The sequence below is a fragment of the Mycobacterium sp. E2989 genome, from assembly GCF_001667595.1.
In the GTDB taxonomy this organism is placed as follows: Bacteria; Actinomycetota; Actinomycetes; order Mycobacteriales; family Mycobacteriaceae; genus Mycobacterium.
In genome coordinates this window covers 1-15,272 of the sequence record NZ_LZJX01000017.1, presented here as the reverse complement: position 1 = coordinate 15,272, position 15,272 = coordinate 1, and the positions used below count along the sequence as shown (strand labels likewise).

Below are 15,272 nucleotides of genomic sequence, written 5' to 3'. Positions count from 1 at the left end.
CCCCTCCTTCGCATGCGGACTCCGCCGACGAGCATACAATACAATATGACGATATCTGTTCAGTCGTCCGATGGGCGACTCGCTTGACTATCGAGGGGAACTCCAACTGCCATGCCCGAGCGACCAGCCCTGCGGGCCGGTGACGGTCTGCCCGCCCATGTCCACGGTGCCGCCGACCCCCGATTTGCCTGCGCAGTAAGAACGTTTGCCAAGCTGTTTCCCGGCCCACGGTATGGCGGTGGCGCGCTGTCCGTGTATGTGGATGGGGAACCCGTCGTCGACGTGTGGACCGGCTGGTCCGATCGCGACGGACGGGTGCCCTGGTCGGCGGACACCGGCGCGATGGTCTTCTCCGCCGGCAAGGGCGTGGCATCGACGGTCCTGCACCGGCTCGTCGACCGTGGATTGCTGTCGTACGACGCCCCGATCGCGCAGTACTGGCCCGAGTTCGGCGCCAACGGTAAGTCCGATATCACGGTGCGCGACATGATGCGGCACACGACGGGCCTGTCCCGGCTCGGGACCATTACCACCGAGCAGTTGCTCGATCACCGGTTCATGGAAGAGCGGCTCGCCGCGGCGCCGGTCGATCGCCTCGCCGGGCGCGCGGCGTATCACGCGTTCACCTTCGGATGGTTGGCATCCGGGTTGGCCCGCGCGATCACCGGCAAGGGCATGCGGGAGCTGTTCCGCACGGAGATCGCGGGACCCCTGGACACGGACGGTATCCACCTGGGGCGCCCGCCCGCCGACGGGCCCACGAAGGCCGCACAAACCATGTTCCCCCAACGCTTCTCGGGCGGTCCGGTCATCGGCCGGCTGATCTCCATGATCGCCAAACTGCCGGTTCCGGGCCCGCTTGGTGCGACCTACGTGCCCGGCATTACCTCCCTGCTGCAGGGCGACATGGCGTTGCTGGACAGCGAGATGCCCGCGGTAAATGCCGTGGTGACCGCACGGGGGCTGGCCAAGATGTACGGGGCGCTCACCAACGGCGGAAGCATCGATGGGCAGCGATTCCTGTCCGAGGAATTGGTCACGTCGCTGACTGGCAGGCGCAGTTTTCGGCCGGACCTGAACGTCTTCTTCCCGATGTCCTTTCACCTGGGCTACCACGGTTCACCAGTGCCGGGCCTGCTGCGGGGTTTCGGGCATGCCGGTCTGGGCGGGACCATCGGCTGGGCCGACCCGATCACCAGGAGCTCATTCGGCTTCGTGCACAACCGCCTGCTGACGCCGATGATCGCCGACCAACTCATCTTCGTGCCGTTGCTGGTACCGCTGCAGCGTGCCGTCAACCAGGCACACGGCAGTGGGCTCGTCACCGTGCCCCGCTTCGGCGCACGACCCTCCGACGAGGCGCGCACCGAAACCGCCGGCCGCTGACCCGACAACCTCTGGGGGGTATCGTCGACGGGTCTCTGTCCGGCCGGCACGGGAAGCAGATGGATATCTCGCGGGCGGTTCCCCATGCGGAACTCGAAGCGCTGTCCCGCAGGTACGCGGCGGCGGTCGATCGCCGAGATCGCGACGCGCTCCTGGCGGTGTTCACGCCCGACGCTTCGATGCTCGTCGAAAGACCGGGGCGCGAACCCGGAACGCTGACCGGTCACGACGAGATCCAGCGAGTCATCGGCATCGTCGCCCGCTGGGCGCGGACGGCTCACCTCATAGCCCAGGGCCTGTACGTCATCGAGGGGGGATCTGCGGTAGGCGAAATCTACTGCACCGCCAATCACTTTCGCGTTGACGAGCAGGACGGTCGCAACCACGTCATGCACATCCGCTATCTGGACGAGTATGTAATCGACGCCGAGGGGCGGTGGCGGATCGCACACCGCAGGGTCGTCGTCGATGCCACCGAAGACCGGCGCGCGTCGATCGGAGGAGTCAGTTGACAGCATCGATCCAGCTTTCCATGGGGATTCCGTCGTACTCGGCGGCGGCGCCGTCCAATTGGAATCACCTCACCGAATGGGCGCAGCTGTTGGAGGGCGCTGGATTCGACCGCCTGCTGGTGTCGGAGCACGTCGCGTTCGGCATGAACATGGACGCGTACGCGGATCCACGGACGGGCGGAACCGTAGGCGGTCGCCAACCGACCGGGCCGGACGGGCACTGGCTGGAACCGCTCACGACGTTGACGTACCTGGCGGCGAGGACGGAGCGAATCCGGCTGGGCACAAACGTTCTGCTCGCCGCGCTGCGCCCGGCCGCGGTCCTTGCGAAAACCCTGGCGACGATGGACGTGCTGTCCGATGGCCGCCTCGATGTCGGGGTGGGCGTCGGCTGGCAGCGTGAGGAATACGACGCAGCCGGGGTGGACTTCGACCGGCGCGGGCCGATCCTGGACCAGACGCTCGAGGTATGCCAGCGGTTGTGGCGGGAGAACGAGGTGAGCTACCACTCCGCCGATTTGAGTTTCGAGCGGATACACCAGATGCCCAAACCCGTTCAGCCCGGCGGGGTGCCGGTCTGGGTGAGCGGGACGGTGAACCGAGCCGTCGCTCGCCGGCTCGCTCGTTTTGGACGGGGCTGGATCCCGTGGGGCCCGGACGCGCGGGATGTCGCCGGGGGAATAAGTCGAATGCGCGCCGCGGTCGAGCGCGCCGGCGGCGACCCGGACGGGTTCGGTGTTGTCGGGACGCTGCGCATCCAGACGAGTGCCGATGACCGGCCCGACCTGTCGGCGGCCGCCGCGGAAGCGGCCTCGCTGGCGAACGCCGGCGTGACCGACCTGCGGATGACGCACTGGCCCTTGCCCTCCGCCCACCGGGACCGTGACATCCCCGCACTCGTCCGCGCGGTCCGTGACGCTGTCGACGCCTAGGGCGTGCGGATCGACTCGAGCTGCGCAGCGAGCAGCATCCGGTCGAAATAACACCGTTCCAAGACAAGATCGGGCCCCCGGAACCCGAAGATGTTGATGCTCAACATGTCGAGCGGTGTGCCGGGCGCGGTCGTTCGGGTTTCCACGACCAAACCGTTGTCGCCGTGGTAGATCGCCTCCGCGGCATATCGCAGCATAGGGAGATCCGCCCACTGTTGCAACAGCATCGCGCGGACCGCCTCGTCGCCGTCGAAAACGGTTCCGGCAGGGATGATCTCGTAACGGGGATGGGTGAAGGTGGCCATCGCCGCCTCCAGGTCGCGCGCATTCTCGGCCGCGACGTGCCGGAGCACGAGCTCTTCGCGGGCGCGCCGCAGCGCGGTGTCGGGACTCACTTCGGCTCGAAGACAGGGAGGTTGCGGCCGTCCTCGAGCGGCACCCACGCCACGGTGACGCGGTCGCCGACCGCGGGTGGGGGACCGAACACGTTCGACATCATGCGGACCCCCTCGTCCAAATCGACGAGCACCACCGAGTAGGGCACCTTGTCGGCGAGGGCGGGGAGAGCGGCGCGGTGGTGGACGCTGACCGCGTAGACGACGCCGTCGCCGCTCAACTTTTCCCACACCAGCGATGAGCCGCCGCAGTGCGGGCAGACGAACCGTGGGTACCAGACGAGCCGCGCGCACGATTCGCATCGTTGGACCGTCAACTCGCGCCGCCGGGCCGCGTCCCAGAAGGGCGCGGACACCGGGCTGGGCTCCGGGACCGGCAGCGTATCGGTCACAGCGTCGCCTCCGTTCCCAAGATGACCGTCGAGGTGGCCGAGAGCACCCCGCCGGTGCCATGTGCCACAGCCGTTTTCGCGTCCGAAACCTGCCGTTCGCCGCTTTCGCCGCGCAACTGGCGCGTTGCCTCGACGAGCAGGAAGGCCCCGAACGCGCCGGGGTGGGTGTAGGAGAGCCCGCCGCCGGAGGTCTGACCGGGCAGGGTCCCTCCGGGTCCCAATGCGCCGTCCTCGACAAACGGACCCCCTTCGCCCTTGCCGCAGAAGCCCAAGTCTTCGAGCGCCAGCAACACGGTGATCGTGAACGAGTCGTACAGCTCGACCACGTCGATGTCGGCCGGGGTGAGGCCCGCGGCGCGGAAGGCGGCCGGCCCGGACACCGCCCCGGGCGTGACGGTGAGATCGGGCATTTGAGAGATCATCGCGTGCGAGGCCGCCGACGCCGCACCCAGGACGAAGGCCGGCGGCCTGGCCAGGTCGCGGGCACGCTCGGCGCTGGTGACTACCAGCGCCGCGGCGCCGTCGGTGACCAGGCAGCACTCCAGCTTGTGCAGCGGTTCGGCGACGAAGCCGGACTCAAGGACGTCCCGCACGCTGATCGCCTCGCGCAGGTGAGCCCGCTCGTTCATTGCCGCCCACCGCCGGGTGTCGACGGCGATCTGTGCCAGCTGCTCGGGCGTCGTCCCGTAGGTCGCCATGTGCCGATTGGCCGCCAGCGCGTAGGCGCTGATCGGGAGCATGACCCCGAAGGGCGTCTCCCATTCCAGCCGCTCGGGGGTTGCGAAGACCCCGAGGCCTTTTTCGCCACGCTTGCGCGCGGCGCGCGGCGTCGACGCGTAGACGATCACCACCGTCTCCGCCTCGCCGGCCGCGATCGGCGCGGCGGCGTGCTCGACGTACAACCCGTAGCTGGCGCCGCCGGTCTGCGTCGCGTCGGTGAAGCGTGGCGCTATTCCTAGGTACTCGGCGAGCTCGACCGAGTGCATGAGCGTTCCGCCGGTGCAGGTGCACAGCCCGTCGACGTCACGTAGCGACAGGCCCGCGTCGGCCAGGGCGGCGGTGATCACGCGCGCCTCGAGCTCTCGCAGCGGAACGTCGATCACCCCGCTCGCCGAAACCTCATCGGCCACACCGGCAATGGCAGCCACACCACGTGTCGTCAACTTGCTGTCCCTTCGAAGAGTTCGCGCAGCGCGGGTTGGCTGACCTTGAGCGACGGCGTGCGGGGCAACTCCTCGACGATAATCAGGCGGGCGGGGACGTAGTAACGGCTCAATCGTTCACGCACGTACGCGAGCAGCTCGTCCGCCGTGGCGCGGCCGCCGTCGGTCAACTCGACCGCCGCGACCGGCACCCGGCCGAGCCGTTCATCGGGCAGGCCGGTGACCCCAGCATCGCGGACAGCCGGATGGTTACGGAGCACGCCGACGATGTCGTCCGGATTGACCTTGAAACCGCCGCGAATGATGACGTCGTCCGTGCGGCCGTCGATGAACACAAACCCGTCGGCGTCGACCCGGCCGAGGTCGGTGGTCCGCACCCAGTCCCCACCTTCGGTGCGTACCTCGATGCGGCCCTGCTCGCCGGGCGGCATCTCGGTGTCGTCCTCGAGGGACATGACTCGGATCTCCCGGCCGCGTTGCGGGCGCCCCACGCTTCCGCGTTTGGCGGTCGCCCATTGCCGGTGCAGAGCGAGGTTCCAACCGGCCACCCCGCCGGCGAATTCCGTTGCCCCGTAGGACGGCAGCACCGCGACGCCGTAGCGGCACTCGAACCTCGTCTGGACGTCGACCGGCAGATGTGCGGTGCCCGAGGTCACCACCTCGACGCTCGAGAACGCTTCCGGATCCACCCCGGCGTCGAGCACCATCGCCATCGCCGACGGCACCAGGCTCACGGCCTTCGGTCGGTGCCGGAGTAGCAGATCCACGAAGTCGGGAACCCGGAATCGCTCCAGGAGCGCGATCTTTCGTCCCTCGCAGATGTTGAGCAGCGTGCGGAACAGCCCGGACATATGCACCAGCGGCGAGGAGACGATGGCGATACCCGAACGCAGTCTCGGTTCCGGGTCCTGCCCGGCGCCAGCACGGTAATGCGCGCTCGCCGCCGCGACGGTGTGCTCAAAGGAGCTGTAGGACAGCGGTATCCGCTTGGGCGGGCCGGTGGTGCCACTCGTCAGCATCTCGACGGCGATGCCGTCACCGGGCGGGCGGAAGGGGCCCGGTCCGGGATGTTCCAGCCCGGCCACCAGGGTGGCGCCGGCCATGTCATTTGACAGCGCAACACCCAGGGCCCCGGCGGCGGCGTCGACGATTCCTGGACGCTCCCAATCGGTCTGCACGGCCACCACCGCGGGCAACCGCAGCCCGCGGATGTCCGCGCAGAGCCCGGCGTCGCCCTGTGCCGGATTGATCGTGACTACGCAACCGTCGGTCAGCAGCACGCCGAGCAGGGCCCCGACCATCGCGGGATGATTGCGCAGCACCAGCCCGACGGAGGATCCCTCCCCCAAACCTGCTCGCCTCAAAGACGTTTGAGCGCCCGCGGCGATGTCCGACAACGCCTGCCAATCCACCCACCGGCCCTCATGCTCGATCGCGGGCGCCCGCGGGTCGAGGGCGAGCACCGCGCGGATGCGGTCGGCGAGTTGCTGACTCAAGCCGCGGCTGCCGCGAGCTCGGTCGCCGCAGGGATCACCTCTTGGGCGAACAACTTCATCGACTCGTAGACTTTTGTGCGCTCCATTGCGCCGCCGCGCGACATCCGCAAAATGATGTTCCGCCAGCCCATGTCGATGACCGTGCGCATCTTGCCGATGATGCGGTCCGGGTCACCCATCAGCGTGAGGTGGGAATTCAGGACCTGTTCGTAGCTCTGCTTGTCGTGCTTGTCGAACCAGTCCGAGTAGGCCTTGTAGTCGGCCGGTATCTCCCCGCCGCGCTCGAACGGGCTCGAGTACTTGCGATGGGTCTGAATGGAGAGCTCGACGCTCTCACGCGGGTAACTGCGGGCGAATGCGTCGTCCTGGTGGCAGAAGGCATTGAGCAGCGCCCACACGTTACCGGTGGCCGCGTCGAGCCCTTTTTCGGATTGCACCTTCAGGTAGATGTCCAGGGCCCCCTGCAAATCCGGGTCGACCTGATAGGGGTTGCCGATGATCGCGCCGAAACCCTTCTCGGCGAGCCACTCGAAGCTCGACGGCGTCTTCATCACGGTGCCCCACACGGGGATCGGCTGTTGCGCGGGCCGCGGGTAAATCGTGACGTCCTGGACCTGGAAGTACTTGCCCTGGAAGCTGACGCTTTCTTCGGTCAGGAGGCGGCTGACTATTTCCACACACTCCTGGTATCGCCCGGTGGCCTCCTCCATCGAGATGCCGAAGCCCTTGAACTCGTGGGCCTGATAGCCGCGCCCGAAGCCGGCGTCGAAGCGCCCGCCGGACAGGACGTCGACCAAGGCGATCCGTTCGGCCAACTGGATCGGCTCGTGGAAGGGCGCCACCATGCACGCGGTACCGATGCGGATGCGTTCGGTCTGCGCGGCGATGGCCGTCGCCACCTGCGGCAGGTCCGGGAGCATGCCGTAGGGGGAGAAGTGGTGTTCGGCCAGCCAGATCTCGTCGTAACCGAGTTCCTCCGCCCAGCGCGCCTCCTCCAGCACGTTGGCCAGCACCTCCCGCTCGCTGAGGTGGTTGGGCTTGTCGCCGAGGATGAACACGCCGAACCTCATGTCGGTCCCTCCCGTTGTCCGCTTCGAAAAGTAGTTGCACTGACTGCGACAATACTGCACGATTGAACACATATCGTCAATCCGTCTAGTAGGAGGTTCCGTGGCGCCGTTCGACTCTGCGGTCGGAACTGCACTGCCGCCGAGCACCTTTCGCTGGGACGACACTGACGTGATCCTCTACGCGCTGGGCGTGGGCGCCCGCCCGCCGGCCGAGCTGCGGATGCTCAACGAGGCCTGCGGTCCGGATGTGCTGCCAACGTTTGCGTTGGTGGCGAACTGGTGGGCCGTCAAGGACCTGCGCGGTGTGCTCGACCTGGGGACGTATCCGATCGTGCACTCGGCGCAGTCGCTGGAAATGCGCCGGCCGATCGGTGCCAGTGGGGAAGTGTGCGTGCAGGCGGAGGTGTCGGCCGTGTGGGACAAGGGCAAACACGCCGCCGTCGAATTGACCAGCCGCGGCGCCGACCAGGACGGGACCGTGTTCGTCGCCAAATCCCAAACCATGGTCCTCGGTGCGGGGGGATTTGGCGGTGAGCGTGGGCCCGCTGCCGAACCGGATCCCGACGGGCCACCGGACGCTGTGTTCGACGACGTCGTCCGGCCCGAGCAGGCCGCCCTCTACCGGCTCTCGGGCGACCGCAACCAGCTGCACATCGACCCGGATGCGGCCCGCAAGTACGGCTTCGACGACGTATTCCTGCATGGGTTGTGCACGCTGGGATTCGCCGCCCGGGCGGTGATCGGCCGGATCGGCGACGGGGATCCGCGGTCGCTGACATCCTTGGCCTGCCGGTTCTCTAAGCAGGTGAAGCTCGATGCGCCGCTGCGGACGGAGATCTGGCGAACCGAAGATTCGGTGCGCTTCCGGACGCTGCAGGGCGACGCCGTCGCCCTGAGCTCCGGAACCGCCACGCTGGCAGGGGTATGAGCATGGACCAACGACGGGCCCGCGGGTTGCGCAACCGACAGGCACTCATCCATGCGGCGATCGAGCTGTTCGCCACCCAGGGTTACGAGGCGACCACCGTCGACCAGATTTCGGCGGTCGCCGGGGTCGCGCCGCGCACGTTCTTTCATCACTTCGCGAACAAGGAAGACATCCTGTTCGACGGCTATGCGGAGCGGCTACAGGAGGCGATCCGCCGCTTCCGCGCCGCGCGATCCGACTCCCTGTGGGACGCCCTCGCCGAAACGTCGACGGCCGTGGCGCAGGCGATCGTCGAGCAGCCCGACATGTTCCTGGTCCGCGCGCGGATGTATCACAGCCTGCCGGCGCTGCGCGCGACGATGCTGCGGATCAACGAGGACTGGATCGATCAGCTCACCACCGAGGTCGCGCGCTGGCTGGGGAGCGACGTCCAAGCGGACTTGCGCCCCCGGCTGGCCGCCGCTCTCATCAACGCCGCCAACCGCGCCGCGATCGATTCATGGGTCGCCGCCGGTGGCCAGGGTGACTTGTCGCAACTGATGACCGAATCCGTGGAGCTTGTGCGGCCCTCGATCGCCGGGATCGAGCGCGCCGGCACGGCTGCCGGACCGGGGCGGGGGAGTGAGCAGCGTGTCGGGTGACTCACGTCCCCTCGCGGTGGTCACCGGGGGAGCGCGAGGCATCGGGGAATCCATTGTGGCCGCACTGATTTGCGGCGGACACCGGGTCGCGGCGATCGATGTGAATGCGAAGGCCATTGGACGCGCGAACGATACAGACGAGGCGAGGGCGGGATTGCTTGTCCCGATGAACCTGTCGATCACCGACCGTGGGGCGGTCGAGGAAGCGCTGGAGGGATTGGCGGAGCGGCACGGGCCCGTTCGAGCCTTGGTCAACAACGCGGGAATGACGCTGCCCGGAACGTTTCTCGAGCAGACGGACGAGGACTGGGACCGCATTGTCGACGTCAATCTCAAGGGCACCTTCGTGATGGCACAGGTCGTCGCACGGCAGATGGTGGCCCACGGCGGTGGGGCCATTGTTAACGTCAGCTCGGTGTCGGCCCACGGGGTGCGCACCGGGCCGCCGGCCTATGCGGCCGCCAAGGCCGGAGTTGAGGGGTTGAGCCGGCTGATGGCCGTTCAGCTCGGTCAGCACGCCATCCGGGTCAACACCGTCGTCGTTGGCACTACCGCGACACCGTGGCTGTTGTCGCGCAAGACGTCCGACGAGCTGGCACAGATGCGCCTGACGACGTTGACCGGAAACATCGGGGAGCCGGAGGATGTCGCCAGCGTGGTGGCATTTTTGTGTTCACCCGCCGCCAAACACGTCACCGGCCAGCTGATTTCGGTGTCGGGTGGGCAGTGGATGCCATGACGTCGATGCGGAACGACAAGACAGATGCTGATGTAGTGTTTACTGCTACGAATCGATGCCAGGGGATGTCGTGGAACTGAAGAGAATCCTGTTCGACGTCAGCGAGCAGGTCGCCACCATCACGATCAACCGACCGGAGCGGCTCAACGCCACCGACGACCTGACCCGCACCGAACTCGGCCTAGCGTGGGCTCGGGTGCGGGAGGACCCCAACATTCGGGTGGCCATCATCACCGGGGCCGGCGACCGCGCATTCTCCGCGGGCCAGGACATCCGGGCAACGGCCGAGGGCGGCATCCGCAACAAGGTTCCCGGCTCGCGGCTGCACCACAACGTGTGGAAACCGGTAATCTGCGCCCTCAACGGGATGGTCGTCGGCGGTGGGCTGCATCAGGTCGCCGACGCCGACCTCATCATCGCGGCCGAACACGCGGAGCTGATCGACACGCATCTGGCCGTGGGCAACGTGTTCGCGCTCGAGCCCGCGGTGCTGTTACGCAGGATGCCGCTGTCGATGGTGATGCAGCTCGGGCTGATGACCAAGCAGGGCCGGATCAGCGCGCAGCGGGGTTACGAGGTCGGTCTGATCAACGAGGTCGTTCCCGCCGACCGGCTGCAACAGCGGGCGCGCGAAATCGCCTTGGACATCGCGAAACTCTCGCCGGCGACGGTCCAGGCGTCGATCAAGGCGATGTGGAGCAGCCTCGACGTCGGGCTGCGCGCGGCCAACGACGTCGCGTACCGCTATGTGCTGCAACACCAGCTGACCCATCCCGACTACCGGGAAGGGATGCTCGCGTTCGCGGAGAAGCGGGAACCGCGGTGGGTCGTGGAATGACGCGCCATGGGTGAATCCGCACGAACGTTCAGCTACGACCCGCTGCCGTATGCACCCGTCGTCCCGTCGATGCTGGCCAGCCTGGTCGGGGCGTACGGCGACAACGACTTCGTCGTCAGCTCGGCCGGTCCGGGGACGATCGAGCGAATCACGTACGGGCAAGCCGATATTAGGTCTGCCGAGATGGCGCGGCGGCTGCTCGCGGCGGGCGTCACCAAAGGCGTTCGGGTCGGCATCCTGGCGCCCAACGGGCCCGACTTCGCGACCGCCTTCCTGGCGGCCACCCGGATCGGCGCGGTCGCGGTGCCGATCAACACCTTCTTTCAGCCGACAGAGTTGAGGTGGCTGCTTCGCGACGCCGATATCCACACCCTGCTATCGGTCGACTCGCTGCTCGGCAAGGACATGCTGGCGCGGATCACGGAGGCCACCGGCGATCCTTCGGTAGGAAACGAACCCCTCGCCATCGAACGAGTACCTCAGTTACGCAACATCTTCGCCCTGGGCGACACCGATCGGCGGTGGCCTTCCACGTGGCCGGAGCCGGTGTCCGAGGCGTTTCTGCGCGCATGCGAATCCACCGTCCGCCCGTCCGACGACCTGGTCGTCATCTACACATCGGGAAGCACCTCGGACCCGAAGGGCGTGATCCACACACACGGCACCGCGATCACACACTCTCGCTTCGTCGCCACGCAGCACGAGTGGAAGCCCGACGACCGGGTCTACATCCCGATGGTGTTCTTCTGGGTTGCCGGGCTGGTCTTCGGCCTGCTCGGACCGATGCAGACCGGCGCCACCATTCTCACCGAGCACAAGTTCGACGCAGGCGACGTGCTGCGCCTGCTCGAATCCGAACGGGCCACCTACGCAACGGGATTCCCCCACGTGGGCCGGTCACTGGCGAATCATCCCGACTTCTCGTCCACCGATCTGTCAAGTCTGCGCGCGGGATACCACCAGGTCCTGTTACCGCCGGAACTGCGCGCGGTGGACCCGTCGCTGCTGGTCACACAGCTTGGGATGACCGAAACCTGCAGTTCGCACACCTGGTGGCCCCCACACGAACCGGTGCCCGAAACCAAGCGCGGTTCGCTCGGAGTATCCGCACCCGGTTATCAGCACAAGGTTATCGACGAGTCGGGCGTACAGGTGCCCAACGGGATGGTCGGGGAAATCTGCGTGCGGGGAACGGCCATGATGCGCGGCATGGTCGGACGGCAGCACGGCGAGCTGTTCGACGCCGACGGCTGGTATCACACGAAGGATGCCGGATACCTCGATGATGACGGGTTCCTGTATTTCGCCGGGCGCACCGACGACATGATCAAGACCTCGGGCGCCAACGTCGCACCGGTGGAGGTGGAGGCGGTGATCTGCGGCGTCGACGGCGTCCGGATCGCCTATGTCGCCGGCGTTCCGGACGCGGACAAGGGCGCCGTCGTCTGCGCCGTCGTCGTGCTCAATCAAGGGCGGCACACCTCACAAGACGAGCTCATCGCGGCGTGCCGAAAGGAACTGGCCGCGTACAAGATCCCCAAGCGGTGGGTGATCCTCCCCGACGCCGACCGGCTGCCGTACACCACCACGAACAAGATCGATAAGCCCCGGCTGGTGCAGCTTGTCACCTCGGGGGAGCTGGCATGACCACGTTGGAGGCGCGGGTCGCACGACTGGAGGCCATCGAGGAGATTCGTCAGCTGGCGGCACGGTACGCGGTGGCGCTGGACATGCGTGACTTCGATTCCCTGGCAAATCTTTTCGTCGACGACGTCGGGGTGCCGGGCAAACGCCGTGGCCGCGACGCGATGCGCCAATGGTACGACTCAGAGGTGCGTCCGACGCTGCTGGGCAGCGCGCACGGTGTCCTCGGCCATGTCATCGACGTCCACGATGCCGACACGGCCAGCGGACTTGTCTACTCGCGCAACGACTTGGAAACCGAGACCGCGTGGTTCATCGAGATGCTTGCCTATCTGGACCGCTACGAACGGCGGGCCGGCCATTGGTATTTCGCGCGCCGCACCCCGCTGTTCTGGTACCGGAGCGACATCACCGACCCGCCTGTCGGTCCACAGAAGGTGCGTTGGCCCGGCAGCTCCGGCCAGGACGGCTCGTTCCACGACGCGTTTCCCTCGTGGGAAGAGTTCTGGGCCGCCAATCCCGGACGATTCGACGCACCGGTCCCAGCCCCCGCCGCCGTCGGTGAGTGGTTGCGCACTTTGCGCCGGGGTGTCCAAGCACCGCGCGTCAGCCCGACCGGGCGCGGGACTGCGGAGTCTTGAGATGTCAAGCCAGGAAATAAGATTCGGATTCACCGATGAGCAGAACGAGTTGCGCCGCATCGTGCGTTCCTTCTTCGAGAGCAAGGCCGACGAGGCGCAGGTGCGCCGCCAGATGGAATCACCGCTGGGCTACAACCCCTCGCTGTGGGTGCAGATGTCCGACGAGCTGGGCCTGGTGGGGCTCGCGATCCCCGAGGAATTCGGCGGGCAGGGCTTCACTTTTGTCGAACTCGGCGTCGTCGCCGAGGAGCTCGGGCGGGCCCTGGTGCCCTGCCCGTACTTCGCGTCGGCGGTGCTGGCGTCGAGCGCGCTCCTCGGTTCGGGCGACGACGCGGCCCAGCGGCGATACCTGCCGGGAATCGCATCCGGCGCCACGATCGCGAGCCTGGCGGTCACCGAGGAGTCGGGCCGCTGGGAGGCCGTGGCGATCCGCACGCGGGCGCGAGAAACGGCCCGCGGCTGGGTGGTGGATGGAGCCAAAACCTATGTCCTCGACGGCTGCAGCGCCGATCTGCTGTTCGTGGCCGCCCATACCGACTCCGGATTGTCGCTGTTCGCCGTCGACCGCTTCGACAGCGTCACCCGCCGCGCACTGTCCACCCTGGACCAGACCCGAAGACAAGCCCGCATCGAATTCAGTGCTACGCCGGCGTCGCTCGTCGGTCATTCGGGCGGCGCGGAGGCGGTGTTGCGCTCGACCCTCGCGCTCGGCGCTGCCGCGCTGGCCGCCGAACAGGTCGGCGGCGCGCAACGATGTCTCGAGATGGCCGTCGCCTACGCGAAGACCCGCAGGCAGTTCGGCAAGCCCATCGGCTCATTCCAGGCCATCCGCCACAAGTGCGCCGATATCTTCCTCGATGTCGAATGTGCTCGCGGGGCGGCCTATTACGCGGTGCAGGCCGCGGCCAAACGCTCGCCCGAATTGCCGGCGGTGGCGTCGTTGGCGAAGGCCTGCAGTTCGGAGGCGTATGCCCGGGCCGCTGCCGCCAACATCCAGGTCCACGGCGGCATCGGGTTCACCTGGGAGCATCCTGCCCATCTGTACTTCAAGCGTGCTCAATCGTCGGGACATCTGCTGGGCGACGCCTCGTATCACCGGAAGCTGCTCGCCGACGAGATCGGGATCTGAAGAGCGTCAGAAGTCCGTGCCGCCGTCGATGTTGACGGCCGCGCCCGTCATGAACCCTGCCCTGTCACTGAGCAGGAACGCGATCAGCTCGCCCGCTTCTTCGGGACGACCGCCACGGCCGAGGGCGACACGCATGTTCCAGTCCGGGTTGCTGGCCAGGTGCGTGTAGATCGCGTCCTCTAGCGCCACCCCGTATTGTTCTGCCCGCTTGGCGCGGATGAAGTCGTTCACCTCGGTGTCGAACAGTCCCGGGCACACGGTGTTCACCCGGATGCCGTCGGGCCCATGCGTTTTCGCCAGGATCTTTGACAGCGTCAACACCGCAGCCTTCAGCGCGTTGTACGGCGGAATCAGAACCTTCGGCGCACGAACGGAATACGCGGCCGTCGTCACGATGGTTCCGCCGCCGTTGCGTTGCAGGTGCGGGATGACGGCGCGGCAGGACCGCACTGTTCCCATGAGAATCAACTGGTAATACCAGTCCCACGACTCGTCACCGTGTTCGAGGAACGGCCCCTGCTGCTTCATCGGTCCCGCGGTGACCGCCAGACCGCGCAAGGGGCCCAGGCTTGCGGCCGCGCGGTCGATGGCGCGATCCACCCCATCACCGGAAGCGGCGGCGTCGACGGCGATCCCGACCGCACCCACCCCGTAGTCTGCGGTCAACTGCTCGGCCCGCGCTCGGGCGCGCTCTGGATTCCGAGCCAGCAGCGCCACGTTGGCACCATTGGCGGCGAGCTCCTCGGCGGCGGCGAACCCGATCCCGGTCGTCCCGCCGACGAGAACGAAGTTGCGTCCCGCCACACCAAGCTCCACGCGCTGCCCTCGTTTCTGGCGTCACCGCCGGTGACAGCCATACTAAACAGACGTACGCCATGTGTTGCAATGACTACTTTGCGGCCGCCGTCCGGCTACGTTTGAGCCTCTGAATGGAACACCAGGCGCGAATTTGTCGCGTAGCATGGAGCGACATGTCGACGAAACCGGCCCCGTCCGATCTGGAGTCGGACGGGGAATTCGATCGCCGGGACCAGATCCTCGAGGCGGCGAACGAATGCTTCACCCAGCTCGGCATCGAGCGCACCAGCGTGCAGGACGTCGCGCGGAAAGCCAACGTGTCGCGGGGCACGGTGTACCGGTACTTCGAAGACCGCAACGTGCTCATCGACGCCGCGATCGAATTCGGTGCGCAGCGGTTTTATCGAGAGGTCGCTTCCGCCATGGCCAAGAAGAACACGCTGGCCGAGCAGGTCGGAGCCATGGCGGAAACCCACGCCAGAATCTTGCTGGACCATCGCACACGGAACCGTTTGATGGCCGACGATGCCGAGCTGATGCGCCACATGGTCGCCGACGGCGACGCTGC

At 67.1% G+C, this 15,272-nt stretch carries 17 protein-coding genes; 11 read left to right on the top strand and 6 right to left on the bottom strand.

The window, feature by feature from the left end; genetic code table 11:
• Window positions 1–111: 111 nt before the first annotated feature.
• Genes A5680_RS03545 through A5680_RS03535 form a run of 3 tightly spaced genes read left to right on the top strand, consistent with a single transcriptional unit; the run spans window position 112 to window position 2,830 of the window.
• Window positions 112–1,386, top strand: coding sequence for a serine hydrolase domain-containing protein (locus A5680_RS03545; RefSeq protein WP_067816226.1), 1,275 nt, complete (start codon window positions 112–114; stop codon window positions 1,384–1,386).
• 59 nt (window positions 1,387–1,445) lie between these two features.
• Entirely contained in the window at window positions 1,446–1,898 is a 453-nt protein-coding gene (locus A5680_RS03540; RefSeq protein ID WP_067816223.1) for a nuclear transport factor 2 family protein, read from the top strand.
• A 20-nt stretch (window positions 1,899–1,918) separates the two neighbouring features.
• Window positions 1,919–2,830 carry a TIGR03619 family F420-dependent LLM class oxidoreductase gene (locus A5680_RS03535; protein WP_067816220.1) on the top strand — a complete coding sequence of 304 codons (912 nt, stop codon included), beginning with the start codon at window positions 1,919–1,921 and terminating at the stop codon, window positions 2,828–2,830.
• On the opposite strand, the gene A5680_RS03530 is transcribed toward A5680_RS03535, so the two are convergent.
• The 5 genes from A5680_RS03530 to A5680_RS03510 are packed head-to-tail and all read right to left on the bottom strand — an operon-like array spanning window position 2,827 to window position 7,346.
• Window positions 2,827–3,225, bottom strand: coding sequence for a nuclear transport factor 2 family protein (locus tag A5680_RS03530; protein WP_231977552.1), 399 nt, complete (start codon window positions 3,223–3,225; stop codon window positions 2,827–2,829). The genes A5680_RS03535 and A5680_RS03530 overlap by 4 nt on opposite strands.
• Entirely contained in the window at window positions 3,222–3,617 is a 396-nt protein-coding gene (locus tag A5680_RS03525) for a Zn-ribbon domain-containing OB-fold protein (RefSeq protein ID WP_067816213.1), read from the bottom strand. The genes A5680_RS03530 and A5680_RS03525 overlap by 4 nt, the downstream gene beginning before the upstream one ends.
• Window positions 3,614–4,747, bottom strand: coding sequence for an acetyl-CoA acetyltransferase (locus A5680_RS03520; protein ID WP_231977551.1), 1,134 nt, complete (start codon window positions 4,745–4,747; stop codon window positions 3,614–3,616). The genes A5680_RS03525 and A5680_RS03520 overlap by 4 nt, the downstream gene beginning before the upstream one ends.
• Before the next feature lie 29 nt (window positions 4,748–4,776).
• Window positions 4,777–6,276 carry a class I adenylate-forming enzyme family protein gene (locus A5680_RS03515; protein WP_067816207.1) on the bottom strand — a complete coding sequence of 500 codons (1,500 nt, stop codon included), beginning with the start codon at window positions 6,274–6,276 and terminating at the stop codon, window positions 4,777–4,779.
• The gene (locus A5680_RS03510) at window positions 6,273–7,346 is read right to left on the bottom strand and encodes an LLM class flavin-dependent oxidoreductase (protein ID WP_067816204.1); all 1,074 of its coding nucleotides are present in this window, start codon (window positions 7,344–7,346) and stop codon (window positions 6,273–6,275) included. Before A5680_RS03510 ends, A5680_RS03515 begins: the two co-directional genes overlap by 4 nt.
• Window positions 7,347–7,446: 100 nt before the next feature.
• On the opposite strand from A5680_RS03510, the gene A5680_RS03505 reads away from it, so the two are divergent.
• The 7 genes from A5680_RS03505 (at window position 7,447) to A5680_RS03475 (ending at window position 13,906) form a co-directional block, all read left to right on the top strand.
• Complete coding sequence (locus tag A5680_RS03505) at window positions 7,447–8,274, top strand: MaoC/PaaZ C-terminal domain-containing protein (protein WP_055405061.1); 828 nt, start codon at window positions 7,447–7,449, stop codon at window positions 8,272–8,274.
• Window positions 8,275–8,276: 2 nt separating this feature from the next.
• Window positions 8,277–8,915, top strand: a complete 639-nt coding sequence (locus A5680_RS03500) for a TetR/AcrR family transcriptional regulator (RefSeq protein ID WP_055405062.1) — start codon at window positions 8,277–8,279, stop codon at window positions 8,913–8,915.
• On the top strand, window positions 8,896–9,654 hold the full coding sequence (locus A5680_RS03495; RefSeq protein ID WP_369827600.1) for an SDR family NAD(P)-dependent oxidoreductase: 759 nt from the start codon (window positions 8,896–8,898) through the stop codon (window positions 9,652–9,654). Before A5680_RS03500 ends, A5680_RS03495 begins: the two co-directional genes overlap by 20 nt.
• A 70-nt stretch (window positions 9,655–9,724) precedes the next feature.
• Complete coding sequence (locus tag A5680_RS03490) at window positions 9,725–10,492, top strand: enoyl-CoA hydratase-related protein (RefSeq protein ID WP_082970245.1); 768 nt, start codon at window positions 9,725–9,727, stop codon at window positions 10,490–10,492.
• Between the two features lie 6 nt (window positions 10,493–10,498).
• Window positions 10,499–12,139: a class I adenylate-forming enzyme family protein gene (locus A5680_RS03485; RefSeq protein WP_067816198.1), complete on the top strand. Its 1,641-nt coding sequence runs from the start codon at window positions 10,499–10,501 to the stop codon at window positions 12,137–12,139.
• Entirely contained in the window at window positions 12,136–12,777 is a 642-nt protein-coding gene (locus tag A5680_RS03480) for a nuclear transport factor 2 family protein (RefSeq protein WP_067816195.1), read from the top strand. Before A5680_RS03485 ends, A5680_RS03480 begins: the two co-directional genes overlap by 4 nt.
• Window position 12,778: 1 nt before the next feature.
• On the top strand, window positions 12,779–13,906 hold the full coding sequence (locus A5680_RS03475; protein WP_067816192.1) for an acyl-CoA dehydrogenase family protein: 1,128 nt from the start codon (window positions 12,779–12,781) through the stop codon (window positions 13,904–13,906).
• A 6-nt stretch (window positions 13,907–13,912) separates the two neighbouring features.
• Here the strand turns inward: A5680_RS03475 and A5680_RS03470 are convergent, their stop codons facing one another.
• On the bottom strand, window positions 13,913–14,722 hold the full coding sequence (locus tag A5680_RS03470) for an SDR family NAD(P)-dependent oxidoreductase (protein WP_055405067.1): 810 nt from the start codon (window positions 14,720–14,722) through the stop codon (window positions 13,913–13,915).
• 155 nt (window positions 14,723–14,877) lie between these two features.
• On the opposite strand from A5680_RS03470, the gene A5680_RS03465 reads away from it, so the two are divergent.
• The coding region (locus tag A5680_RS03465; RefSeq protein ID WP_067816186.1) for a TetR/AcrR family transcriptional regulator at window positions 14,878–15,272 on the top strand (395 nt) is incomplete at its 3' end.